Origin of the sequence: Bradyrhizobium sp. 482_C4_N1_8 (assembly GCF_052075965.1) — a bacterium.
GTDB lineage: Bacteria > Pseudomonadota > Alphaproteobacteria > Rhizobiales > Xanthobacteraceae > Bradyrhizobium > Bradyrhizobium barranii.
Genome location: NZ_CP197231.1, coordinates 121,279 through 144,477, shown reverse-complemented (window position 1 = coordinate 144,477; position 23,199 = coordinate 121,279). Strand labels below are relative to the sequence as shown.

Below are 23,199 nucleotides of genomic sequence, written 5' to 3'. Positions count from 1 at the left end.
CCGCTGAGAAGCGGAATCGATCCACGCAATTGCCAATGCACGCCGGCCATCCTCGTGGCATGCGCGCGCGGGATGTGGTGATCCTGCAAGAACCGACAACGCGAAAACTTTTCCGCTTGAGACGCCCGGCACATTGTACCGCGCCCGAGTCCCTTAAGGTCGCCCCAGGACGCAAGGGGCACGCGGGTGGACGTGATGGGGAAGAAAAAGGTGCCGTTGCGCTTCGGCGCAACCGCGGGACGGCGGCAAGACGATCGGGCGCGATTCGCCCGACTTGCCGAATCGGATCTTACCAACGACCGCGCTCCTGCCGGCGAAGGGGCGAGCACGTTCCAGGCGCTGAGCGCGAGCCGTGGCTGGCGCGTGGCGCTGCTTGGGACAGCGGCCAGCGGCGCGCTGTGGCTGATGGAACCGCGGCCGGCGCAAGCCGGACCAAATGGCTGCACGACGGCCGGGACGACCGCGAGCTGCACCGGCGATCAATCGGCCGGGATCGGTGCCGCTGATTTCAACCAGGCCCTCGTCGACACGCTCAACGCCAATTCGCTGACGACCAATATCGCGCCGGCCGCCGGCACGTCCGGTATAGAATTCGTGCGCTCGAGCGGCGCGGTCACCATCAACAACGACATGGCGCCCCATTCCATCATCGTGACCGGAGCCGCCGATGGCATTCGTGCCTCGTCCGCCGCGACGGGGTCGTGGGAAACCGGGGTGGTGACGATCAACCACACCGGCGACATCAGCTCGGCTGGCGGTTTCGGCATCCACGCATCCACAGTTGGCCTTTTCGGCATCGTCGACATCAACATCACCAGCCGCGGCACAATCACTGCATATCTTGATGGCATTTACGCTAACGCCCATTCCGGCTATGGCGACGCCATCACCATCACGAACAGCGGCGACATCACCTCCAGCAATGGTAGCGGCATTTATGCCAAGACGTACACCTACGGCATCTCTGTCACCAATGTCGGAAATATCAACGCGGCCAGTCTCGGTATTTACGCGTTCGCTGACTTTGGTGCCACGATCGACAGCATCGGAAACATTGCCGCGACCGCCGGCATCCTCGCCTCCGCAGATCTTGGCGATGCAGTGATCCGGCACAGCGGAAACATCTCTGCCCTTTTCGGCATTCAAGGGAACTCGGGGCGAGGATCCGTAAGGATCACGCATGATGGAGGTAACATCACGTCCGACCGCATGGCTATCTATGCGGATGCTCTGAACGACGTCTACATTACCAACCGCGGCAATCTCGTCGGCAACGACTACGGCATCCTCGCGGGCGCCCAGATCGGCACCAACGTGGACAGCATCGGCGACATTACCTCGCGCAACGGCACCGGCATGTATCTCGTGGGGACGAATGCCGTCGTGGTGACGAGCCGGGGAAACATCGGCGCGCGCGATTACGGCATTTACGCGTTTGCGGGTGGGATGCTCGGGTACTACGTCACGGTGGACAGTACCGGCGACATCACCTCGTCCGGCGCTGAAGGAATTCATGCCGTTGGCTATGCCGGCTACACGTCGGTCATCAGCCGGGGAAATGTCAGTGCGTATGGCGACGGCATCCACGCCGAGAGCGTGGGCACCACCACGCTGAACAGCACCGGCAACGTCACCTCGACAACCGGCAACGCGATCTATGCGAGTGCGGGCGGCAATATCGGCGTCACGGTCAATGGCGGTGTCTTATCCGGCGCTGCTGCGGGCGTTAATATGGCCGGCGGCGTAACCAATACCTTGACCATCGGTGCGACAGCGACGGTCGCGGGAGGCCTTTACGCCATCGTTGCCAGCACCGGCAACGACACGGTGAACAATGCCGGCACGGTCACCGGCAATGTCGGTCTCGGCAGCGGCACGAACGCCTTCAACAATCTTTCGGGCAGCGTGCTCAACAGCGGCGCGACGGTCGATCTCGGCGCCGGCAACATGCTGGGCAATAGCGGCATCCTGGCTCCATCAGGTCTCGGCACTGTCGGCACCACGACGCTCACCGGCAATTTCGTTCAGAGCGGGGGCGGCAAATTCATCGTGGACGTTGACCCCCACAGTGCCGACCGGCTCAACGTCAGCGGTACGGCTGGCCTCGCCGGCAAGGTGATGGTGGATCCGCTGGCGCGCGTCGCGGCGACCACGACCTATACGATCGCGACGGCGGGCACGGTGAACGGCACCTTCTCCGGTGTCGACTTCCTCACCGCCACCAGCTTCGCCCGCAACGCGCGGCTGAGCTATGTCGGCAACGACGTGCTGCTGACGCTCGATGCCGGCCTGCTGTCGCCGTCGCTGCCGGGCAACGCCAACGTCAATCAGAGGAACGTCGCGGCGGGCATCGATAGTGCGCTGATCGGCGGCGCTCCCCTGCCGGCCGGCTTCAACCCGCTGTTCGCGCTCTCGGGCAATGCTCTGCTCAATCCGCTGACGCAGGTTTCGGGCGAGACGGCGGCCGGCACGCAGCAGACCACGTTCAACGCGATGAACCAGTTCATGGGCGTGCTGACCGATCCGTTCGCCGCCGGGCGCGGCGATCCGCGTTCGTCGTCCGGTGCGACGGGCTACGCAACTGACGACAGCGATGCGCTCGCCTATGCCGGCGGCCGCAAGCGCACGAGCGCCGAGCGCGACGCCTATGCCGCGATGTCGCGCAAGGCGCCGGCGCAGACCTTCGCGCAGCGTTGGAATGTCTGGGCCGCTGGCTTCGGCGGCTCGCAGACCACGGACGGCGATGCGACGCTCGGTTCGAACAGCACCACCAGCCGCATCGCAGGCACTGCGGCGGGAGCCGACTACTGGTTCTCGCCCAACACCGTCGCGGGCTTTGCCCTTGCCGGCGGCGGCACCAGCTTCTCGGTGGCGAATGGCGGCACTGGCCGCTCCGACCTGTTCCAGGCCGGCGCGTTCGTGCGGCACAATGCCGGGGCGGCCTATGTCACGGGCGCGCTGGCCTATGGCTGGCAGGACGTCACCACCGATCGCACTGTGACCATCGCCGGGGCCGATCACCTCCAGGCCCGCTTCAATGCCAACGCCTGGTCCGGCCGGCTCGAAGGCGGCTATCGCTTCGTGGCGCCCGTGATCGGCGGCGTTGGCCTCACGCCCTATGCCGCAGTCCAGTTCACCACGTTCGACCTGCCGTCCTATACGGAGCAGGCAATCACGGGGACCAGCACCTTTGCCCTGAGCTACGCTGCGAAGAGCGTCACCGACACCCGCAGCGAATTCGGCCTGCGTGCCGACAAATCCTTTGCCGCGGCGGACGGCGTCACCACGCTGCGCGGCCGCCTCGCCTGGGTCCATGACTTCAACCCCGATCGCGCGATCGGAGCGACCTTCCAGACGCTGCCCGGCGCGAGTTTCGTCGTCAACGGCGCAGCGCAAGCCACTGAGGCCGCGCTCGTCACGGCCTCAGTGGAAAGGCAATGGCTGAACGGCTGGTCCACGGCAGCGACGTTTGAAGGTGAGTTCTCGAACCTCACGCGCAGCTACGCCGGCAAGGGCGTCCTGCGCTACGCCTGGTGAGACCGCAGAGGCGGCACTTACTCGTTCGAACCGAAGCCCCGCCGTCTGCGACTTATTTTCGCAGCCGGGCGCTGCGATGTTTCTCCGCCGGATACGACCGTCACCCGCTTGCGCGACCCGGCGCGGGTTCGATGCAGGGTTTTTTGAGCCATGAATTGCGGTTCGATCGGCCGGATTTTCGGTCTGTTTTGCGCGGTCACCATTGCCGTGACGGTTGCCGTTCATGCCGATGATACGTCCAACGACCGCGTCATCGCCGAAAAGACCGAGATCATTGCGGCTGATCCGACAAACGCGGTTGCTTACGAGCTGCGTGGCGAAGCCTGGTACCTCAAGCGGGACAGGGATCGCGCCTTCGAGGATTGCAGCGCCGCGATACGGATCGATCCGAATTTCGGGCGGGCTTATAACTGCCGCGGCCGCGCCTATTCGGCGAAGGGCGAACGGGATCGCGCTTTGGCCGATTACAACGAGGCCATTCGCCTCGATCCCGGCTACGGTCCGTCCTACACCTCCCGTGCCCTCGAATATTTCAACCAGCGCGACTTCGATCTGGCGATCGGCGCGTTTACCGAGGCCATCGAACGCAATCCCAAGCAAGCCTACTTTGCTCTTATCAAGAGAGGGGAAGCGTATGCGGCGAAGCGCGACTCCGATCATGCCGTCGCCGATTACAACGAGGCGATGCGGCGCAATCCCGCCGCCGCATGGCCCTACGAGCTGCGAAGCACCGTCCATTTCAACAAGGGCGAGATCGACGAGGCTCTCGACGACTGCAACACCGCCGTCCGTCTGGAGCCCGGGAGCGCTGGCGGCCATTATTGCCGGGCCATCGTTCTCCTGAAAAAGGACGACACCGACAATGCCATCCGCGAGCTTGATGACGTCACCAGGATCATGCCTTCCTTCGAGAAGGCCTACTTCGTTCGTGCAACCGCCTGGCGCAAGAAGGGTGATGATCGTCGCGCCATTGCCGATTTCGACGAGGGCATCCGGCTGCAGCCGGGAAATTCGATGGCCTACAGCAATCGCGCCAGTGCGTTTCGCGACATGGGCGAGAACGACCGCGCGCTCGCCGACTACAACGAGGCGATCCGGCTCGATCCCGGCAATCAGATCGCGCTCGTCAATCGCGGCATCCTCTACATGAAGCTGTCCGACTCCGCCAAGGCGCGCGCGGATTTCAAAAGCGTGCTCGCGCTGCCGCCGGGCGACCAATGGGCCGTGGACACGGCGCGCGAAGGACTTGGCTTTTTGAAGTGATGCGTCTCGAAAGAGCGTGCATCTCCGCTCTAGTCCCCCGGACGCAGCGCAGCGCTTCCCTCGCGATGCGAAGCATCGTCGAGAGCGGTGCGCTGCAGAGCCTTCGCCGGCGCCGCTCGTGCGCTTCAGCAGACCGTCGGCAACAGGCGCCGGACTTCGTCGAGCAGTTCGGGAATCGCCGTCTTGTCACCCGCGAGGTGCTTAAGCAGCGCACTTTGGAATAGACCGTCGAACAGCGCATAGAGCGCGGCGGACGACGACGCCGGCCGCTTGCCGCCGAGCTCGGCATAGCGGGAGGCGATGCGCCAGATCATCGCTTCCAGGCTCTTGTCGATCTCGAGTACATCCTTGCGAAACGCCGCCTCGAACATCGCCTGCGAGCGCAGGTCGTACCAAAGGCGGTGCATACGGGCTTCGTTCTGCAGCGTTGCTGCGAGCTTGGCGAGGAAACCCTCCGTCAATTCGTCGCGGCTCGTTGCTGTCGCGACGACATCGTCATATCGCGTCACGCACTTCGCCTTGTAGTGGCGGACGCAGCAGCAGATCAGGTCGAGCTTGTCGCTGAAATAATAGTGGAACACGCCGTGCGTGAACGCCGAGTTCTGCGCGATTTCGCGCAGGCTGGTGCGTGCGAAGCCGAGCTCTCCAAGCGTTTCGAGCGCGGCCTCGGCAAGCTCGACGCGCCGCGCGTTGAACTTCTCGTCGCGCAGCACCTCGGCCGCATCAGCCACACGCCGGGCCGCTCCCGTCACCTGCCGCGCCATCTCGTTCCTTCCTCAGTCCCGTTCTTTCAAGGACTTATACCGCGTCGACCGCGGAATGCTCCATCCCTCACAACCACTTCCTTTGACAACTGTCAAATTCGTTCTTGACAAGTGTCAAGATTTTGGCGGAGGTTCGCACCAAGAATTTGGACAGTCGTCAAGACGTCCGACCATGGAGGAACGCTTCGCTGGGTGCCGCCGAAAGGCCTGCGCCCATCGACCTGGTGCGCGCCGATTGGCGCAGCACGAATCGATCACCAGCAACGGAGGAGTGCGTCATGAGTGGGAAGAGCCTTGCAGGCAGGAACGCCCTGGTCACCGGCGGTGCTAGAGGAATCGGCGCGGCCATCGCGCAAGCGTTGGCGCGAGCCGGCGCCTCGATCATGATCGCCGACATCCTGGAAGAGACCGGCCGCGCCAGCGCAGCCGCTATCGCGAAGGAAGACGTCGCCACGGGCTTCGTCCAGCTCGACGTCACCGACGACGCTCAATGGGAGCAGGCGGTTGCCAAGACCGTCGCAACCCTCGGCGGCTACGACATTCTGATCAACAATGCCGGCATCGAGATCACGTCGCTGATCTCCGAGGTCAAGGCCGAGGACGCGCGGCGGATGTGCGACGTCAATATCGTTGGCACCGTGCTCGGCATGAAGCACGCCTTCCGTGCCATGCGCCCGGGCGGGCCGGCCGGCAAGGGCGGCGCCGTCGTCAACATCGCCTCGGTTGCGGCAACGATCGCCTTCCCGAGCATCGCGGTCTATTCGGGCACCAAATCCGCGGTTGACCGCATGACGCGGGTCGGAGCGATGGAAGCCGGCAAGCTCGGTTTCGGCGTGCGCGTAAACTGCATCTATCCGGGCCTGATCCCGACCGACATGGGCATGCAGCTCGCCAACGACATCGTCAAGGTCGGGCTCGCGGCCGACGTCAACGCCGCAGTCGGCTCGGTGGTGGAGCAAACCCCGCTCGGCCGTCTCGCCGAGGTCACGGACATCGGCGATGCCGCGGTGTTCCTGTGCTCGAACGAGGCGCGCTTCATCACCGGCATCGGACTGCCGGTCGATGGCGGCATGGGCATGTAACGACAAAGCCGACAACAAGCATTTCGGAGGAACGCAATGAGCGAGAAGAAGCCCGTCATCGTCTATGGCGCTTCCGGCTATACCGGCCGGCTGGTCTGTGAATACTTACGCGAATACAACATCCCCTTCATCGCCGCCGGCCGCAGCAATGAGAAGCTCAACGCCGCGATGAAGTCGAATGTAGCGGGCATCGAGACCGCCGACTACGAGGTGGTCAAGGTGCCGCACACCGTGGCTGCGCTGACTGAATTGTTCAAGGGCGCCTCGGTGGTGCTCAACACCGTGGGTCCCTTCGCCAAGTTCGGCGGCGAAGTGGTGCAGGCTTGCCTCGCTTCCAAGTGTCATTACACCGACACCACCGGTGAGCAGGACTGGCTGATCACGCTCGAGCAGGAGTGGGGCACGAAGTTCGCCAATGCCGGGCTGCTGTTGGCGCCAGGCATCGCGCAGATGTACACCACCGGCGAGATCGCCGCGCAGCTGTGCCTGGAGACGCCCGGCCTCGACACGCTGGACATTGCCGTGTTCTGGGGTGGCAGCCCGACCATCGCATCGACGCAGACCATCCTGGTCAACGCCGCGATGGCCAAGGCCTACTACCTGGAGCAGAACAAGTACGTCGAGCATCAGCCCGATGCCGGCCTCTACAACCTCGCCATCCCTGGTCAGCACGAGCTGGCGCTGGCGTTGCCCTGGGGAGGCACCTCGCACCCGGTGTGGTTCAAGCGCGATCCGCGCGTGGCCAACGTGAAGGTGCTGGGCGGCGTGTTCAATCGCGCGCTGATGCTGGGCGTGCCGCAGATCGTCGCGGCCGCGCTGGAGGCGACCAAGGATATGAATCCCGACGACCGCTACGCCGCATTGGCGCAGACCGCCGCCGGTGTGATGAACACCATGCCGCCGCGCGAGAACCCGCGCGTCAACAAGTCGATGGATTCGGTACATGCCTCCGGCCCGTTGGGGCGCGCGCACTGCGTCATCAACGGCAACAGCAACTACAAGCAGACCGGCATGTTGCAGGCCTATGCTGCGGCCCATCTGTTGCAGCAGCCGCCCAAGCGCGTAGGCTTCGCCTCCGGCTGCCAGGCGTTCGGCCATCACGAGCTGCTCGGGCAATTGCGCAGCTTCGGGCTCGTCAGCAAGCCTGTTCTGACCGTGCACGATTAAGTCAATCGCGGGTGGCGCGGACCTCCGCGTCACCCGCTACCGCTTCGGGTGTTGATCATGCGCTTCATCGATTACCTGGACAAAGGTGCCTCGCTCGGCGCCGACGCGCCGTGCCTCACCATGGATGGACGCGACCTCAGCTATGGCGAGGTGCAGGGGCTGAGCTACCGCGTCGCGCGCGGGCTCGCGCGATCGGGCATTGCTGCCGGCGAGAAGGTCGCAATCCTCTCCGGCAACGATCCGGTCGCGTTTGCCTGCGTGTTCGGCATTTCCCGCGCAGGCGCGGTCTGGTGCCCGATCAATCCGCGCAACGAGGCGGTCGAAAATCGGCTCATCCTCGAGCAATTCGACTGCAGCCTGCTGTTGTTTCATTCAAGCTTCGCGCCGATGGTCGAGGCGGTGCGTGCAGAGCTGCCAAAGCTGCGCGCCGTCGTCTGCCTCGATGCTGAGTTGCCCTTCGCGCCTTCGTTCGACAGCTGGCTCGCCGGCCTCGCCGACGACCATTATCAACGCGAGGCGGTCGACGATCTCGCGATGATCCCGGGCACCGGCGGCACCACAGGCAAGCCGAAGGGGGTCATGCTGTCGGGCCGCAACATCGAGGCGATGACGGCCCTGACGCTGATGGGCTATCCCTTCAAGGGCCGCCCGATCTACCTCGCGCTTGCGCCGCTGACCCACGCGGCCGGCGTGCTGTGTTTCCCGATCATGGCGCTCGGCGGCCGCATCGTGATCATGCATCACCCCGACATCGCAGAATTTCTCGATCTGATCGAGCGCTACCGTATCACGCACACCTTCCTGCCGCCGACCGTGATCTACATGCTGCTCGATCATCCGAAGCTCGACTCCGCGAGGCTCGGGTCTCTGCAATGTTTCTGGTACGGCGCGGCGCCGATCTCGGCCGCGCGGCTTGCGGAAGCGCTCCAGCGTATCGGGCCGATGGCGCAGTTGTTCGGTCAGACCGAAGCGCCGATGATGATCTCGATGATGGCACCTAGCGAGCATTACAATGCCGACGGCACGATCGCGATGGAGCGTCTCGCCTCGGCCGGGCGGATCAGCCCGCTGGTGCAGGCCGGCATCATGGATAGCGACGGCAATTTGCTGCCGACCGGCGCCCGCGGCGAGATCGTGGTCCGCGGTTCGCTGGTGATGGAGGGCTATTACAAAAATCCCGAGGCTACGGCGGAGGCCTCCGCGCATGGCTGGCACCACACCGGCGACATCGGCTACATCGACGACGACGGCTACCTCTATATCGTCGATCGCGCCAAGGACATGATCATCACCGGCGGGTTCAACGTCTACTCGATCGAGGTCGAGAACGCGCTGCGGGCGCATGAGGCGGTGCAGGATTGCGCCGTGATCGGGCTGGCGGACGAGAAATGGGGTGAGCGGATCGTCGCCGTGGTGCAGCCCCGCGCCGGCCAAAGCGTCGATGCGACGGCGCTGGCTGCCTTCGTCAAGGCGCGGATCGGCAGCGTCAAGACACCGAAGCAGATCGAAGTCTGGGACGACCTGCCGCGTTCCAAGGTCGGCAAGGTCTTGAAGCCGGACATCCGCGCGCGGCTGGCGGAGCGTTCAGGCGGCTGAGGCGCATCTTATTGCAGCGCCCATCGCTTCGAAGATATCCGCGAGACGCGCTGACGCGGACATTCGCGCGGGCCTGGAACTCTCATCCGTGTCCGGGCAGGCAAAGGCATGTTTCCGCTTTTCGATGCGCGTTTTGGGTGTCACCATGCTTTTGAACGGACGGGAGGGCCGCCATGCGCTGGTGTGTCTCGGTCGGGGCGGTGCTTGTTGCGGGGGCGATCGTCGGAGGTGACGTTGCCAGCATTGCCGCGCCGAGCCCGAAATCAGGGATAGCCGACGCCAGGCACAGCGCACTGTCCGTCAATGTCGAGCTCGTTATCGCCGTCGACGTCTCCTATTCGATGGATCTGGACGAACTCGCCATTCAGCGCGAGGGCTATGCACAGGCCATCGTCTCGAAAGACTTTCTTCAGGCGCTAAGGGCCCGTCCGGCCAGCAAGGTGGCTCTGACCTATTTCGAGTGGTCGATGTCGGGCGACGACAGGATCATCATTCCGTGGCGCGTGATCGACGGCCCGGAATCGGCGGACGCCGTGGCCGCCGAGATCATGAAAACGCCGATTCGCCGAGGTTCGAGCACCTCGATTTCCGGCGCGATCAATTTCGCAGTGCAGCTGTTCGAAGAAAATCCCTATCGCGGGTCGCGGCGCGTCATCGACATTTCCGGCGATGGGCCGAACAACGACGGAGCCCCCGTCACCGGCGCGCGCGACGCTGCCGTTGAGAAAGGCATCATCATCAACGGCCTGCCGATCATGGTGAAGGAGCCGTCCTATTTGACGACCGATATCGAGAATCTCGATCTGTATTACGAGGACTGCGTGATCGGAGGGCCGGGTGCCTTCATCATGACAATCAAGGATCGCGAAAAATTCCAGGAAGCGATCCGGACCAAGCTTGTTCTCGAAGTTGCGGGCCTCGCGCCGGAGGGGAGGATCGTCCCAACTGCCGAGAATGAGCCCCGGGTGTCCTGTCTGGTCGGCGAAGAAAAATGGCGGGAGCGCGGGCGACGGATCATGCGCTAGTTGCCCGTCAGCAAAGCGAACCGACGTCGGTCGATCGCCTCACGCGCCACCAGCCCTGCCGCCTTGCAAAGATCTGGCGCATAGAGTTGGCAGCGCCGTTCCTGCTTCTCGATAGCCTTGTCGATCAACTCCAGCAGTCGTGCGGGGGCCATTCCCGCGGGAGCGGCAATTCGCCCCGTGACGACGTGCTTTTCTATTGCCTCGTGACGGTCGTGATCGAGATCGGGGTCGCGCCAGCAATTCGCGCATATCATCACGAAGCTCTCGGAATGCGAATAGACGACGGCGTCCTCATCCAGCTCTGCGGTCAAGTCCGCCAGTTGCCGTGCCGAATCCTGTGTGCCGGCGAAGTCGAATAGCTGATAGTTCCGCCGCTCCAGCGTCGCCAAATGTGGAAAAACCGGGACCTGCACCTCACCATACGTGTGATGTGTAATCGGCGCGCCGTCGATCAGGATGACGTCGCCATAGTCCACGCCGAGCTTCTGGTAGAGCACACTGCGGACGATGCCGTGGCACGGGCTCAACCGTTCGATCCAGATGGTTTCCTCCGCGCCCGGATCGTCCTGATCGGCCGTGCGCTCCGCCAGGGGCCGCTCCGCCAGCTTGACCTTGCATTGAGACAATGAGCATTCCGGCAAGCCAAAGCGCCCGATCTCGATCGCAAGCCCCATGCGCCTCCAGACATCCAGTGCCAGAGAGGCATTCTTTGCGCCGGTGGCGCAGATACCAAGATTCCACTCGTAACTCTCGGTGACTTCGTCCGCGAGGCTGGCTGCGATCTGGTTTGCGGTCGCGCCATCTGCGAATCTGCCGCGTGTCTTGTAGAAAAGACCCAGATTGTAATGGTGGGTGCTGTTTTGCGGATTGAGTTCGGTGAGTTTCCGATAGCTGCTCTTGGCAATCGCATCTTGCTGGCGCGACAGCATTCGCGCCGCAGTGGCCAGACCTTCGAGAATCGGTTCCTGTTCGGGTTGCCCCTCGTGGACCTTGGCCAACCCGCTCAGTTTTTCGACGACCAAACGGAACAATGCAATATCGGGCGGCGGTGCATTGAGATCGTCAATGTCGCGCGCTGCTTCAAGGCAGAGCCCTACAGTCGAGAGAATCCAGAAGTCCTGATCGTGAGATTGTGCGACCTCTGACAGAACGTCTATCGCGGCTTCTCTTTGCAAGCATCGATCATGGACGACCCGCAGCAATGCCATGGCGGCTTCGGGCTGCCGGGGCTGCGCTTTTCGCAGCGGCATCAGCTTGTGCAACGCGGCCTGTGTTCTTCCCGCCTGAGCTTCCGCAATGGCATCGCGCGCAATCGCCTCGATCTCTTCGGATGAGAGCACCGCACTTGGACCGTCCGACGTCATTCTCGATTCTCTTCTCAGAGCACCCCGCTTCGGCGTTGAGCCCGATGCTAGGCCGGAACGTCGACGCTTCGCCAGATGGCCCATAAAAAATGCGCGGGCCGCCTTGAGGCATGCCCGCGCATTTGAATTCGCAGATGTCGCGCTAAGCGTGCGTCAGTGCACGCTCACGGCTTGCAGCTCGTTGCTCCAGGCGTTGGCGACCGCGGCTTCGCGGCTGTCGGTCAGCATGATCGGCGTGCCGTCGGCGGCGTGGAGCGCGAAGAGCTTGAGGCCCGGCGCGATTTTCGGCGCCTCGGGAAACAGGCCCGGCACATCCTCGGAGCGGATCTGCTTCACATAGGCGATATGACCTTCGCCGAGGGTTGCCAGCGTCTCGGGCGAGACGTTCTTGGCTTCGTATTCGAACGCAACGTGACCTTCACTCATGGTCTCGACTCCTTCACAGAAACTAAGCGGTCGAGTCCGCTACTCGTTCCATTATTCGTGCTCATTGATAGCGATTGTCTTAACGATCCTCTCCGGTTCAGGCCGGGCAAGATCGACCGACAGCAGCCCGTTCTTCAGATCCGCACCCAGCACCAGCATCCCCTCCGCCAGCACGAAGGTGCGCTGGAAGTGGCGCGCGGCGATGCCGCGATGGATGTATTGCCGGGACTTGTCGTCCTGCTGACGCCCGCGAATCACGAGCTGGTTTTCCTCAATGGTTACATCGAGTTGGTCGCGGGTGAATCCGGCGACCGCCAGCGTGATCCGCAGCCGCTCGGGCTGGCCGTCCGATCGGTCGCACCTCTCGATATTGTAGGGAGGGTAGCCGTCGGCGCCTTTGACGACGCGGTCGAGCACGCGCTCGATCTCGTCGAAGCCCAGAAGGAACGGACTGGAAAGCGTGGGAACACGAGACATAGTTTACAAAGTCCTCTCGAAGCGACTTTGGCATTTCGGGGCCCGGAAGCGGCGCCCCTTGGTCAGCAATATGGTCATAACCCCGTGTCGGTTCAAGGACGTAGCGGGAGCCTGTGGATTGCCCATTTTCGCGCCTGACCCCGCCCGCGGTCGCGCGGAAGCGCCCAATTCGTCACCGGGAACGCAAATGCTCGGACAAGCCCGGGCATGACGAGTCGGCCGCCGATTTATCTCAATGAAATCAAACCCCCGGCTACTGTGCATGGGGTTGTTTTTCGCGTTTTTGATCGGCCGGCCCTCGGAACCGGTCAGGCCTCGATCCGCGTCCGCCCGTCGCCGCTGAAAAGGTGCAGCTTCGGCCGTACCGCGGCGACGCGGATCCTCTCACCGATGGCTGGGGCCTCGGTTCCGGGAATGCGGACGATGACCTCGCCGGGCGGCAGCTCGCCGGGGGTGGCGGCGACGCGCTGCTCGTCCTGGGCCCGCGTGCCGTAGACGAAAGTTTCGGCGCCGACGCGCTCGATCGCTTCCACGGTCAGCGGCAGTGCGACACCGCCGGCCGGGGTCTGGTCGGTGATGACGAAATCTTCCGGGCGGATGCCGAGGATGCCGGCCTCGGTCGCGCTGCCGTCGAGCTGCGATTTGATCTCATCGGCGCGCGTCGACATCAGGTTCATCGGCGGTGCCCCGATGAAGGAGGCGACGAAGGTCGTCGCCGGCTTCTCGTAGATCGCCAGCGGATTGCCGACCTGCTCGACCTGGCCGCCATTCATGACCACGAGAATATCGGCGAGCGTCATCGCCTCGAGCTGGTCGTGGGTGACGTAGATCGAGGTCGTGTTGAGCCGGCGCTGCAATTTGCGGATCTCGACCCGCATCGCGATGCGCAGCTTTGCATCGAGGTTCGACAGCGGCTCGTCGAACAGAAAGACTTTCGGCTGGCGCACGATGGCGCGGCCCATGGCGACGCGCTGGCGCTGGCCGCCGGAGAGCTGGCGCGGCTTGCGCTCCAGCATCGGCGTGAGCTCGAGCACGCGTGCGGCCTCGTCGACGCGGGTCTTGACCTCGGCCTCCTTCATGCCGCGGTTGCGCAGGCCGTAGGCCATGTTGTTGAAGACGCTCATATGCGGATAGAGCGCGTAGTTCTGGAACACCATCGCGATGTCGCGATCGGCGGGCTCGATCTGGTTAACGATTCGGCCGCCGATGTCGATCTCGCCGCCGGTGACGGTCTCGAGACCTGCGACCATGCGCAGCAGCGTGGACTTGCCGCAGCCGGAGGGACCGACCAGCACGCAGAACTGGCCGTCGCCGACATCGACGTTGACGCCCTTGATGGCCTCGAAGCCGCCGGGATAGGTCTTGCGGACGTTGCGCAGGGTGACGTTAGCCATGAAAACTCATTCCCAAAAACCTACTTCTCGGTCTCGACCAGGCCGCGCACGAACAATTTCTGCATGGCGACGACGACGAACACCGGCGGCAGCATGGCGAGCACGGCGGTGGCCATCACGATCGGCCATTCGGTCAGCGCATCGGTAGTGGTGATCATCTTGCGGATGCCGACCTGGATGGTCTGCATGTCGTCGCGCGTTGTGATCAGCAGCGGCCAGAGATATTGATTCCAGCCGAGGATGAAGAGGATCACGAACAGCGCCGCCATGTTGGTGCGCGACAGCGGCAGCAGCGTATCCCAGAAGAAACGCAAGGGGCCGGCACCGTCGATGCGCGAGGCCTCCAGCAACTCGTCCGGCACGGTCATGAAGAACTGGCGGAACAGCAGCGTCGCGGTGGCCGACGCGATCAGCGGCAGCGCGAGGCCAGCATAGCTGTCGAGCATGTGCAGATCGGCGACGATCTTGTAGGTCGGATAGATGCGCACCTCGACCGGCAGCATCAACGTGATGAAGATGATCCAGAAGATCGCCATCCGGAACGGAAAGCGGAAATACACGATCGCATAGGCCGAGATGATCGAGATCGCGATCTTGCCGATCGCGATTGCCAGCGCCATCACCAGCGAGTTCAGCATCATGTTGCCGACGGGCTCGCGGGTCGAGCCGCTCGTGCCGACGAAGATGGTCTTGTAGTAGACCTCGAAGAAATGGCCGCCCGGCAGCAGCGACATCTGCCCGTTCGCGATCAGGGCGTTGTCCTGGGTCGAGGCGACGATCGCGATGTAGACCGGGAATGCGACGATCGCGATCCCGATCCAGAGAATCGCGTGGGCGACGTAGCGCCGAAAGCCCTCTTCTTCGACCATCAGTAGGTCACCTTGCGTTCGACGAAGCGGAACTGGATTCCCGTCAGCACGATGACCATGACCATCAGGATCACCGACTGCGCCGCCGAGCTGCCGAGATTGCCGCCGAGCAGGCCGTCAGAATAGACCTTGTAGACCAGCGTGACCGTCGATGTGCCGGGACCGCCGCGGGTCATGGTGTCGATGATGCCGAAGGTGTCGAAGAAGGCGTAAACGATGTTGACGACCAGCAGGAAGAAGATCGTGGGCGACAGCAGCGGGAAGGTCACTGTCCAGAACCGCCGCATCGGACGGGCGCCGTCGATCGCGGCGGCCTCGAACACGCTTCGGGGGATGGCTTGCAGGCCGGCGAGGAAGAACAGGAAATTATAGGAGATCTGCTTCCACGCCGCGGCGAGGATGATCAGCCCAGCCGCCTGGTTGCCGTCAAGCAGCGGATTCCAGTCGACGCCCAGGTTGCGCAGATAGCGCGACAGCACGCCGAGCGAAGGATGCAGCATGAAGATCCAGAGCACGCCGACGACGGGCGGCGCCACCGCATAGGGCCAGATCAGCAGCGTGCGGTAGAGCATTGAGCCGCGCAGCGGCTTGTCCGCCATCACGGCGAGCAAGAGCGCGAAGGACAGCGACGAGACGGCGATGGCGAACGAAAAGACGAACGTACGGACAACCGCCTCGAAATAGGCCGGGTCCTTGAACAGGTCCTGATAATTCTCGAACCAGACGAAGCTTGTCGACAGACCGAAGGCGTCCTGGAGCAGGAAGGATTGGATCACCGCCTGCGCGGCCGGCCAGTAGAAAAAAATCAGGACGATCGCGAGCTGCGGCGCAACCAGCGCGTAGGGCAATAGTTTTGCTTGGAAAATGGCTTGCTTTTGCATGATGTCAGGTGAGCGGCAGGCCGGCTTGCGGCCTGCCGCTCATCGCCTCACTTGACGGCAGTCTTTTCGAACTGGCGCAGCATCGTGTTGCCGCGCTCGACGGCAGCATCCAGCGCCTGCTTGGCGGTCTTCTTGCCGGCCAGCGCCTGCTCGATCTCTTCCGACCAGACGTCACGGAGCTGAACCATGTTGCCGAGGCGCAGACCGCGCGAATTGTCGGTCGGCTCCTTGTTGGTCAGCTCGATCAGCGGGGTCTCGAGATAGGGCTGATCCTTGTAGAAGCCTTCTTCCTTCGCCTTGGCGTAGGCCGCCTTGGTGATCGGCAGATAGCCCGAGGCCTTGTGGATGTAGACTTGGCGGTCGGTGTCCGAGAGGAAGGTCAGGAACTTCGCGACACCCTTGTATTCGTCGGCCGACTTGCCGCCCATCACCCAGAGCGAAGCGCCGCCGATGATCGAGTTCTGCGGCGCGCCCTTGACGTCCGGATAGTATGGCATCGGCACGGCGGTGAAGTTGAACTTGGCCTGCGCCTTGACGTTGCCGAAGAACGCCGACGAGGTCAGGTAGATCGGGCATTCGCCGGAGGTGAAGCGGCCTTCGCCGGTGTTGGTGCGGCCGGCATAGTCGTAGGTCTTGGTCTTCTGCAGCTCGACCAGGGTTTCGAGATGCTTGACCTGGAGCGGGCCGTTGAACTCCAGCACGGTGTCGAAGCCGTCGAGGCCGTTGGCCTTGCTGGCGAGCGGCACGTTGTGCCAGGCGGAGAGCTGCTCGAGATTGACCCAGGTGACCCAGGAGCCGGAGAAGCCGCAGGTGTCATGACCCGCAGCCTTCAGCTTCTTGGCGGCCTCGAACGTTTCGGGCCAGGTCTTGGGGATCTCGACGTTCGCCTTCTTGAGCTCGTCGAGGTTGACCCACATGACGGTCGACGACGAGTTGAACGGGAAGGACAGCATCTCGCCCTTCGAGGTCGAATAGTAGCCGGTGATGGCGGGCAGGTAGATCTTGGGGTCGAACTTCTCGCCGGCCTCGGCCATCAGCTTGTAGACGGGTTTTACGGCGCCGGTCGCGGCCATCATGGTCGCGGTGCCGACTTCGAACACCTGCATGATGTGCGGGGCGTTGCCGGCGCGGAACGCCGCGATGCCGGCGTTCATCGTATCGGGATAGTTGCCCTTGTAGGTCGGGATCACCTTGTAGTCGGTCTGAGAGGCGTTGAAGTCGGTGGCGAGCTTGACGATGACGTCGTTGTTGGCGCCGGTCATCGCGTGCCACCACTGGATTTCGGTCACTGCCCACGCCGGCGAAGCGCCAAAACCAACGGTGACTGCAAGCGCGGCAGCCGCGCCAAAGTGTCGAAGAGCCATCAAGAAACCTCCCTTGGGCCGTCAAAAAGAAGCGCTTGCGCTAGCAGCGCCATATGACGTTCACATGACTGTGTAAGCGGGAGAAACGAAAGCAGCAAGCGCGGCCAAATGGGAAGCCGTCAAATAGGCGAATGCCGAGCGCGCAGCCTCCTCCGTTCGCGGCGCACATGCGTGCCCGCGCCGCAGTGCGGCATTTGCTCGGGTGAGGCGGCGAGGGCGTTTAGCGCTTGCGCTCGGGGCCGCAGACGGTGCCCTTTTCGACCATCGCGTCGATCTCCGATTTGGAGTAGCCGAACTCGCCCAGCACCTCCTGGGAGTGCTGGCTGAATTTCGGCGGCAGGCGGCGCAGGCTCGGCTTGCTGCGATCGAGCCGGATCGGCGAGGCCACGCCCTTGTACCAGTCCTTCTCGATGACATCGCCGCGGGCGATCGTGTGCGGGTTGGTCAAGGCCTGGTCGATCTTCTGCACGGGACCTGCGGGCAGGCCGGCGGCGAGCAGACGATTGCACAGCGGCTCGGCCTCGTGCTGGCTGAACACGGCGGCAAGCTCGGCCCGCAGCGCCTCGCGATTGGCGATGCGGTCCTTGTTGCGGGCAAAGCGCGGATCGGTGCCGAGCTCGGGCTTGCCGATCTCCTTGGCGAGCTTGCGGAAGGTGCCGTCATTGCCGACGCCGATGAAGATGTTGTCGGTCCTGGTCGGGAAGATCGCGTAGGGCACGAGGTTGGGATGCTCGTTGCCGGTGAGCGACGGCGGCTTGCCGTGCATGAAATAATTCGCGGTGTGCGGATGCATGATGGCGAGGCCGGTCTCGTACAGCGTCGTCTCCAGGAACTGGCCCTGGCCCGAGCGCTGCCGTTCCGACAGCGCCATCAGGATGCCGATCGCCGCATAGAGGCCGGTGGTGATGTCGACCAGCGGCACGCCGATCCGCATCGGTCCGCTCTCCGGCGAGCCGGTCGCCGCGATCATGCCGGTCATGGCCTGGATGATGGCGTCATAGCCGGGATTGCCGCCGCGCGGACCGTCGGCGCCGAAGCCGCAGATCCGGCAATGCACCAGGCGCGGGAATTTCTTGCTGAGCACATCGTTGCCGATGCCCCATTTCTCCAGCGTGCCCGGCTTGAAATTCTCGATCAGGACGTCGGCGGTCTCGAGCATCTTGAGCAGCACGAGGCGGCCGCCTTCGGAGGCGAGGTCGAGGCCGATCGAGCGCTTGTTGCGGTTGATGCCGATGAAATAGGCCGCGTCTTCCTCGTGGAAAGGAGGGCCCCAGTCGCGCACCTCGTCGCCGGCGGGCGGCTCGACCTTGATCACGTCGGCGCCGTGGTCGGCGAGGATCTGGGTGCAGTAGGGACCGCCAAGCACGCGCGTGAGATCGATGACGCGCAGTCCGCTCATTGCGCCCAAAACGGCTTCAGTCATGCCTTCGCTTCCCCTGTGTCGATCATTGATCACAGGCCTAGCGAGGTTTTTTTGCGCCAGCAATGGCTTGCTGCGTAGGGCCGCATGCGCCGCCGCTGCGCTATCCCGCAACGTGGCAAATCAAGCGGAAGCGGCCGGCCCGAGGGGGATCTCGGGCCAGCCAATCCGCCGTTTGATCAGACGACCGTCAGGCGAACGTCGACATTGCCGCGCGTGGCATTGGAGTAGGGGCACACCTGGTGGGCCTTCTCGACCAGCGCCTCGGCTTCCGCGCGGGCAAGGCCCGGCAGCGAGACGGCCAGATCGATGTCGAGACCGAAGCCGCCGGCCGCGCGCGGGCCGATGCCGACGGTGGAGGTGACCGAGGCGTCAGCCGGAACCTTCGGGCCGCCCTGCGAGGCCACGAACTTCATCGCGCCGATGAAGCAGGCGGCATAGCCGGCCGCAAACAGCTGCTCGGGATTGTTGCCGGCGCCGCCTCCGCCGCCGAGTTCCTTCGGCGTGGTGAGCTTGACGTCGAGCGCGCCGTCGAGGGTCGCCGCATGGCCGTCACGGCCGCCGGTGGCTTTGGCGCTGGTCTTATACAGGACGTTTACTGACATTTTCGTCTCCTTAGGTCTTCGGGTTGGGGTGGAACCTACATCGCAAACAATTAGATTGCGCGCAATTGAAATTTGCATGCCTCACATTTAATTGTTCGCAATTGAATGTACGGCCGCCCGGTCCCAGAATGGAGGAAACCGCGTGAGATTCTCGATGCCCCGGAAATTATCGGCGCTGGACCCGCAGCGCCTCGACAATCAGATCTGCTTCGCGGTCTATTCGGCCGCGCATGCCTTCAACCGGGTCTACAAGCCGCTGCTGGACCGGCTCGGCCTGACCTACCCGCAATATCTGGTGATGCTTGTGCTGTGGGAGCGCGACGACGTGCCGGTCAAGGACATCGGCGAAAAGCTGTTCCTGGATTCGGGCACGCTGACGCCGCTGCTCAAGCGCCTCGAGGCCGCCCACCTCGTCAGGCGCACGCGCTCGCGCGAGGACGAACGTCAGGTGCTGATCGCGCTGACCCCGCAGGGCCATGCCTTGAAGGAAAAAGCGCGCGCCGTGCCGCAATCGATCCTGGCGGCGTCGGATTGCTCGGTCTCGGAACTGGTCGCGATGAAGGACGAGATCGTGGCGCTGCGGGATCGGTTGAATGCGGTGATCGGGGAGTAGGGGGGGCGGCGAGCTCAATCCTCTCGTACCTCGCCGCGAGTTTCTCTCCTCAAAGCCGCTTCTTTGCAAATGCGCGGCCCGAAGCCGATTTCAGATATTTCTCGAACGCAACAGCCTTAGCCTCATCGCTGAAAGCGATGCAGGTCTTGATGCGCCATGGGCCATACTTTGATGTATGTGGCACTTCGCCGGCGTTGTGCTTTGCGAGCCGGGCTCGCAGATCATCAGTGATGCCGATGTAGAAATGGCCGGAATCGAGGCTTTCGAGAATGTAGACGTACTTCATCCTATCCCCCGCCTTGCGCAGTGGATGGACAGTATCTCTCAGGATCAGCTTTTGCCGAGGCCCGGCTTCGCCCTTCGGGCTACGCCGCGGCAGCCTTCGCTACGATAGGGCTTGCCGAGCCGAAGCTGGCGAAGCCAGCGAAGGCTGGTGGAGCCAGGCGGGATCGAACCGCCGACCTCTTGCATGCCATGCAAGCGCTCTCCCAGCTGAGCTATGGCCCCTTAGTCTTCCAGTTGGGAGGATCCTGGTGGATCACTCCCGACCGCCGAGCCTGGTGACTCGCGCGGTGCACCCTTTTTCACAGATCAGGGCTGATCTCAAGTCTCTTCATCACCTCCGACATCACCAATGATGTCCGTGACGTCCTCATCGCCCTCTTCGTCGTCGGCGATAAAGGTCGAATCATCGTCGTCATCGTCCTCGATGGTCTCGTCGACCTCGATGTCGTCCTCGGATTCGGGCACCGCGGCCTTGACCTTGCCGGTGTTTTCCTCGGCGTCGGCCTCCTCGAGCGAGACCTCTTCGACTTCTGCCGGCTCCGGCGTGGTGTCGGCAGCCGGCGTGTGGCGAGGTTCGGCGCCGCGAGTCGCGCGGGCCGGCGCCACAGGCGCGATCGGGACGACTTCGCCGGTATAGGGCGAGATCACCGGATTCTTGTTGAGGTCATAGAACTTCTTGCCCGTGGTCGGGCAAATACGTTTGGTTCCGAGTTCGGACTTGGCCACGGCAGGAATCCTGGGAATGTCTGAAAAGCGGTGTTTCACTTGGCTAGTTGGCGGCCCGCTGTCAATAGCGCATTACGGGAGAAAGACATGCCCGTGACGGCGGGCAGACCTTGTGGTACCTGCCCCGCGAGCCCCGCAGGGACGTTTCGGGCCTATCCAAGGACACAAACTTGACTGATTCCGACAAGCCGACGCCGCTTCAGTCGCGCGCAAGCGGTCCCCTGACCGGGAAAGTACGGGTCCCCGGGGACAAGTCGATCTCCCACCGCGCCCTCATCCTGGGCGCGCTCGCGGTCGGCGAGACCCGGATTTCGGGCTTGCTCGAGGGCGAGGACGTCCTCAACACCGCCAAATCCATGCAGGCGCTGGGCGCCAGGGTCGAGCGCACCGGCGATTTCGCCTGGAGGGTGAACGGCGTGGGCGTCGCCGGCTTCGCCGAGCCCAGGGCGCCGCTTGATTTCGGCAACTCCGGCACCGGCTGCCGGCTCGTCATGGGCGCCGTCGCCGGCTGCCCGATTTCGGCGGTTTTCGACGGTGATGCCTCGCTGCGCAGCCGGCCCATGCGCCGGATCCTCGACCCGCTCGAGAAGATGGGCGCCAAAGTGGTGTCCGGCGGCGAGGGCGGCCGTCTGCCGCTGACCGTCCAGGGCGCGCGCGATCCGCTGCCGATCACCTACAAGACCCCGGTCGCCTCGGCCCAGATCAAATCCGCCGTGCTGCTGGCGGGCCTGGCCGCGCCCGGCACCACGACGGTGATCGAGACCGAGGCCAGCCGCGACCATACCGAGCTGATGCTGAAGCACTTTGGCGCCGACATCACCTCCGCGCAGGAGGGTCAGCACGGCCGCCGCATCACGCTCGTTGGCCAGCCCGAGCTGCACGGCGCCACCGTCGTTGTGCCCGCCGATCCCTCTTCGGCGGCCTTCCCGGTCGTCGCGGCGCTGATTGTCGAAGGCTCGGATGTCGTCCTGTCCGACGTGATGACCAATCCGCTGCGCACGGGCCTGTTCACCACGCTGCGTGAAATGGGTGCCTCGATCGAGGAAAGCGAAGTCCGGGGCGATGCCGGCGAGCCCATGGCGCAGCTGCGCGTGCGCGCGTCGAAACTGCGCGGCGTCGAGGTGCCGCCGGAGCGCGCGCCCTCGATGATCGACGAATATCTCGTGCTGGCGGTGGCGGCTTCCTTCGCCGAGGGCACGACCATCATGCGCGGCCTCCAGGAGCTGCGCGTCAAGGAATCCGATCGGCTTGAGGCCACCGCCGACATGCTCCGCGTCAACGGCGTCAAGGTCGAGGTCTCCGGCGACGACCTGATCGTCGAAGGCCGCGGCCATGTCCCCGGCGGCGGCACAGTCGCCACGCACATGGATCATCGCATCGCGATGTCCGCGCTGGTGATGGGCTGCGCCTCCGACCAGCCCGTGACCGTCGACGACACCGCCTTCATCGCCACCAGTTTCCCGGACTTCATCCCGATGATGCGTTCGCTTGGGGCCGAGTTTTCATGATCATCGCCATCGACGGGCCCGCGGCCTCGGGCAAGGGGACGCTCGGCAAGCGCCTCGCCCACCATTACGGCTATCGTCATCTCGATACCGGCGTCATTTATCGCGCGGTGGCCTACGCCGTGGTGGAATCCGGTCATGATCTCCGGGACGAGGCGGCTGCGGTGCAGGCTGCGCTGGAGCTTGATCCCGAAAAGTTCGGCAATCCCGCCCTGAAGACCCAGGAGGCCGGCGAGGGCGCCTCGATCGTCTCGGCGATCCCCAGGGTTCGCGAGGTCCTGCTCAATTTCCAGCGGCAATTCGCCGCCGATCCGCCCGGCGCCGTGCTCGACGGCCGGGACATTGGAACCGTGATCTGCCCCCATGCCGACGTGAAGATCTTCGTCGTGGCCGACCCCAGGGTCCGCGCCCACCGCAGGACCATGGAGGCCAAGGCGAGGGGCGAGGAGGCGGACGAGGCGGCGGTGCTCGCTGACATCATCCGGCGCGACGAGCGCGACAAGAACCGGCCGATTGCGCCCTTGAAACCGGCCCCGGATGCTTACTTGCTAGATAACTCCCAACTGGATATAGAAGGCGGCGTCCGGGCCGCCATCGACATTATCGAGGCCGTCCGAGCGGGCCGGTCGCGGGGTTAAGCCGCCGCCGTCATTGGAGGAAGCGCCCGCTCCCGCTCTTTGAGGTCGATAACCCCGGTCCCCTGTTTGGGCCCGGCGCGATCCAGGCTCCGGACCAAGATTTCCACGTATCGAACGCGCGGGCCTCAGCCGGCCCGCCTCCGCTGTTCCGCCTCCATGCCGGAGCAACGAGCGGTCGCTCGAAGGTCTTGCGGACCT

At 63.9% G+C, this 23,199-nt stretch carries 21 protein-coding genes and 1 tRNA gene; 9 read left to right on the top strand and 13 right to left on the bottom strand.

Annotated elements, in window-relative coordinates:
• The first annotated feature begins 195 nt into the window (after positions 1-195).
• Entirely contained in the window at positions 196-3,537 is a 3,342-nt protein-coding gene (locus tag AB7Z56_RS00625) for an autotransporter outer membrane beta-barrel domain-containing protein (protein WP_063980188.1), read from the top strand.
• Between the two features lie 150 nt (positions 3,538-3,687).
• Entirely contained in the window at positions 3,688-4,800 is a 1,113-nt protein-coding gene (locus AB7Z56_RS00620; protein WP_063980187.1) for a tetratricopeptide repeat protein, read from the top strand.
• A gap of 125 nt (positions 4,801-4,925) precedes the next feature.
• On the opposite strand, the gene AB7Z56_RS00615 is transcribed toward AB7Z56_RS00620, so the two are convergent.
• Positions 4,926-5,564 (bottom strand): TetR/AcrR family transcriptional regulator, encoded by a 639-nt coding sequence (locus AB7Z56_RS00615; RefSeq protein ID WP_063980186.1) that lies wholly within the window; start codon positions 5,562-5,564, stop codon positions 4,926-4,928.
• A 278-nt stretch (positions 5,565-5,842) separates the two neighbouring features.
• Between AB7Z56_RS00615 and AB7Z56_RS00610 the strand changes: the two genes are divergently transcribed.
• The 4 genes from AB7Z56_RS00610 (at position 5,843) to AB7Z56_RS00595 (ending at position 10,434) form a co-directional block, all read left to right on the top strand.
• Positions 5,843-6,646, top strand: a complete 804-nt coding sequence (locus AB7Z56_RS00610; protein WP_063980185.1) for an SDR family NAD(P)-dependent oxidoreductase — start codon at positions 5,843-5,845, stop codon at positions 6,644-6,646.
• 36 nt (positions 6,647-6,682) lie between these two features.
• Positions 6,683-7,813 carry a DUF5938 domain-containing protein gene (locus AB7Z56_RS00605; RefSeq protein WP_063980184.1) on the top strand — a complete coding sequence of 377 codons (1,131 nt, stop codon included), beginning with the start codon at positions 6,683-6,685 and terminating at the stop codon, positions 7,811-7,813.
• A gap of 57 nt (positions 7,814-7,870) precedes the next feature.
• Positions 7,871-9,409, top strand: a complete 1,539-nt coding sequence (locus tag AB7Z56_RS00600) for an AMP-binding protein (protein WP_063985961.1) — start codon at positions 7,871-7,873, stop codon at positions 9,407-9,409.
• Positions 9,410-9,582: 173 nt separating this feature from the next.
• On the top strand, positions 9,583-10,434 hold the full coding sequence (locus AB7Z56_RS00595) for a DUF1194 domain-containing protein (protein ID WP_063980183.1): 852 nt from the start codon (positions 9,583-9,585) through the stop codon (positions 10,432-10,434).
• On the opposite strand, the gene AB7Z56_RS00590 is transcribed toward AB7Z56_RS00595, so the two are convergent.
• The 9 genes from AB7Z56_RS00590 to AB7Z56_RS00550 all read right to left on the bottom strand — a co-directional run bounded on the left by AB7Z56_RS00590 (position 10,431) and on the right by AB7Z56_RS00550 (position 19,234).
• Positions 10,431-11,798 carry a prenyltransferase gene (locus AB7Z56_RS00590; protein WP_354123842.1) on the bottom strand — a complete coding sequence of 456 codons (1,368 nt, stop codon included), beginning with the start codon at positions 11,796-11,798 and terminating at the stop codon, positions 10,431-10,433. The genes AB7Z56_RS00595 and AB7Z56_RS00590 overlap by 4 nt on opposite strands.
• Before the next feature lie 153 nt (positions 11,799-11,951).
• A complete protein-coding gene (locus tag AB7Z56_RS00585; RefSeq protein ID WP_011083553.1) occupies positions 11,952-12,224 on the bottom strand; it encodes a DUF1150 family protein in 273 nt (90 codons plus the stop codon).
• A 51-nt stretch (positions 12,225-12,275) separates the two neighbouring features.
• Positions 12,276-12,701, bottom strand: coding sequence for an Hsp20 family protein (locus tag AB7Z56_RS00580; RefSeq protein WP_018645065.1), 426 nt, complete (start codon positions 12,699-12,701; stop codon positions 12,276-12,278).
• Positions 12,702-13,009: 308 nt separating this feature from the next.
• A complete protein-coding gene (locus AB7Z56_RS00575) occupies positions 13,010-14,095 on the bottom strand; it encodes a sn-glycerol-3-phosphate import ATP-binding protein UgpC (protein WP_063980181.1) in 1,086 nt (361 codons plus the stop codon).
• A 20-nt stretch (positions 14,096-14,115) separates the two neighbouring features.
• Entirely contained in the window at positions 14,116-14,964 is an 849-nt protein-coding gene (gene ugpE, locus AB7Z56_RS00570; RefSeq protein WP_063980180.1) for a sn-glycerol-3-phosphate ABC transporter permease UgpE, read from the bottom strand.
• Entirely contained in the window at positions 14,964-15,845 is an 882-nt protein-coding gene (gene ugpA / locus AB7Z56_RS00565; protein ID WP_063980179.1) for a sn-glycerol-3-phosphate ABC transporter permease UgpA, read from the bottom strand. Before ugpA ends, ugpE begins: the two co-directional genes overlap by 1 nt.
• 47 nt (positions 15,846-15,892) lie before the next feature.
• Positions 15,893-17,209, bottom strand: coding sequence for a sn-glycerol-3-phosphate ABC transporter substrate-binding protein UgpB (gene ugpB / locus AB7Z56_RS00560; RefSeq protein ID WP_063980178.1), 1,317 nt, complete (start codon positions 17,207-17,209; stop codon positions 15,893-15,895).
• A gap of 220 nt (positions 17,210-17,429) precedes the next feature.
• Positions 17,430-18,632, bottom strand: a complete 1,203-nt coding sequence (locus AB7Z56_RS00555; protein WP_063980177.1) for a CaiB/BaiF CoA transferase family protein — start codon at positions 18,630-18,632, stop codon at positions 17,430-17,432.
• A gap of 176 nt (positions 18,633-18,808) precedes the next feature.
• On the bottom strand, positions 18,809-19,234 hold the full coding sequence (locus tag AB7Z56_RS00550; protein ID WP_045004850.1) for an organic hydroperoxide resistance protein: 426 nt from the start codon (positions 19,232-19,234) through the stop codon (positions 18,809-18,811).
• A gap of 154 nt (positions 19,235-19,388) precedes the next feature.
• On the opposite strand from AB7Z56_RS00550, the gene AB7Z56_RS00545 reads away from it, so the two are divergent.
• Positions 19,389-19,847, top strand: coding sequence for a MarR family winged helix-turn-helix transcriptional regulator (locus AB7Z56_RS00545; protein ID WP_028149792.1), 459 nt, complete (start codon positions 19,389-19,391; stop codon positions 19,845-19,847).
• Between the two features lie 49 nt (positions 19,848-19,896).
• Here AB7Z56_RS00545 and AB7Z56_RS00540 read toward each other — a convergent pair whose 3' ends face one another.
• The 3 genes from AB7Z56_RS00540 to AB7Z56_RS00530 all read right to left on the bottom strand — a co-directional run bounded on the left by AB7Z56_RS00540 (position 19,897) and on the right by AB7Z56_RS00530 (position 20,858).
• Positions 19,897-20,133 carry a GIY-YIG nuclease family protein gene (locus tag AB7Z56_RS00540; RefSeq protein ID WP_063980176.1) on the bottom strand — a complete coding sequence of 79 codons (237 nt, stop codon included), beginning with the start codon at positions 20,131-20,133 and terminating at the stop codon, positions 19,897-19,899.
• 145 nt (positions 20,134-20,278) lie between these two features.
• Positions 20,279-20,354, bottom strand: a tRNA-Ala gene (locus tag AB7Z56_RS00535).
• A 96-nt stretch (positions 20,355-20,450) separates the two neighbouring features.
• Positions 20,451-20,858: a TIGR02300 family protein gene (locus AB7Z56_RS00530; protein WP_063980175.1), complete on the bottom strand. Its 408-nt coding sequence runs from the start codon at positions 20,856-20,858 to the stop codon at positions 20,451-20,453.
• 170 nt (positions 20,859-21,028) lie between these two features.
• On the opposite strand from AB7Z56_RS00530, the gene aroA reads away from it, so the two are divergent.
• Entirely contained in the window at positions 21,029-22,366 is a 1,338-nt protein-coding gene (aroA, locus tag AB7Z56_RS00525; protein ID WP_063980174.1) for a 3-phosphoshikimate 1-carboxyvinyltransferase, read from the top strand.
• Positions 22,363-23,001: a (d)CMP kinase gene (cmk, locus tag AB7Z56_RS00520; protein WP_063980173.1), complete on the top strand. Its 639-nt coding sequence runs from the start codon at positions 22,363-22,365 to the stop codon at positions 22,999-23,001. Before aroA ends, cmk begins: the two co-directional genes overlap by 4 nt.
• The last annotated feature ends 198 nt before the right edge of the window (positions 23,002-23,199 follow it).

Bases quoted from the DNA above. Each gene is read 5' to 3' on its own strand.
- AB7Z56_RS00625 (WP_063980188.1), top strand. From the start codon at position 196: ATGGGGAAGAAAAAGGTGCCGTTGCGCTTCGGCGCAACCGCGGGACGG.
- AB7Z56_RS00620 (WP_063980187.1), top strand. From the start codon at position 3,688: ATGAATTGCGGTTCGATCGGCCGGATTTTCGGTCTGTTTTGCGCGGTC.
- AB7Z56_RS00615 (WP_063980186.1), bottom strand. From the start codon at position 5,564: ATGGCGCGGCAGGTGACGGGAGCGGCCCGGCGTGTGGCTGATGCGGCC.
- AB7Z56_RS00610 (WP_063980185.1), top strand. From the start codon at position 5,843: ATGAGTGGGAAGAGCCTTGCAGGCAGGAACGCCCTGGTCACCGGCGGT.
- AB7Z56_RS00605 (WP_063980184.1), top strand. From the start codon at position 6,683: ATGAGCGAGAAGAAGCCCGTCATCGTCTATGGCGCTTCCGGCTATACC.
- AB7Z56_RS00600 (WP_063985961.1), top strand. From the start codon at position 7,871: ATGCGCTTCATCGATTACCTGGACAAAGGTGCCTCGCTCGGCGCCGAC.
- AB7Z56_RS00595 (WP_063980183.1), top strand. From the start codon at position 9,583: ATGCGCTGGTGTGTCTCGGTCGGGGCGGTGCTTGTTGCGGGGGCGATC.
- AB7Z56_RS00590 (WP_354123842.1), bottom strand. From the start codon at position 11,798: ATGACGTCGGACGGTCCAAGTGCGGTGCTCTCATCCGAAGAGATCGAG.
- AB7Z56_RS00585 (WP_011083553.1), bottom strand. From the start codon at position 12,224: ATGAGTGAAGGTCACGTTGCGTTCGAATACGAAGCCAAGAACGTCTCG.
- AB7Z56_RS00580 (WP_018645065.1), bottom strand. From the start codon at position 12,701: ATGTCTCGTGTTCCCACGCTTTCCAGTCCGTTCCTTCTGGGCTTCGAC.
- AB7Z56_RS00575 (WP_063980181.1), bottom strand. From the start codon at position 14,095: ATGGCTAACGTCACCCTGCGCAACGTCCGCAAGACCTATCCCGGCGGC.
- ugpE (WP_063980180.1), bottom strand. From the start codon at position 14,964: ATGGTCGAAGAAGAGGGCTTTCGGCGCTACGTCGCCCACGCGATTCTC.
- ugpA (WP_063980179.1), bottom strand. From the start codon at position 15,845: ATGCAAAAGCAAGCCATTTTCCAAGCAAAACTATTGCCCTACGCGCTG.
- ugpB (WP_063980178.1), bottom strand. From the start codon at position 17,209: ATGGCTCTTCGACACTTTGGCGCGGCTGCCGCGCTTGCAGTCACCGTT.
- AB7Z56_RS00555 (WP_063980177.1), bottom strand. From the start codon at position 18,632: ATGACTGAAGCCGTTTTGGGCGCAATGAGCGGACTGCGCGTCATCGAT.
- AB7Z56_RS00550 (WP_045004850.1), bottom strand. From the start codon at position 19,234: ATGTCAGTAAACGTCCTGTATAAGACCAGCGCCAAAGCCACCGGCGGC.
- AB7Z56_RS00545 (WP_028149792.1), top strand. From the start codon at position 19,389: ATGCCCCGGAAATTATCGGCGCTGGACCCGCAGCGCCTCGACAATCAG.
- AB7Z56_RS00540 (WP_063980176.1), bottom strand. From the start codon at position 20,133: ATGAAGTACGTCTACATTCTCGAAAGCCTCGATTCCGGCCATTTCTAC.
- cmk (WP_063980173.1), top strand. From the start codon at position 22,363: ATGATCATCGCCATCGACGGGCCCGCGGCCTCGGGCAAGGGGACGCTC.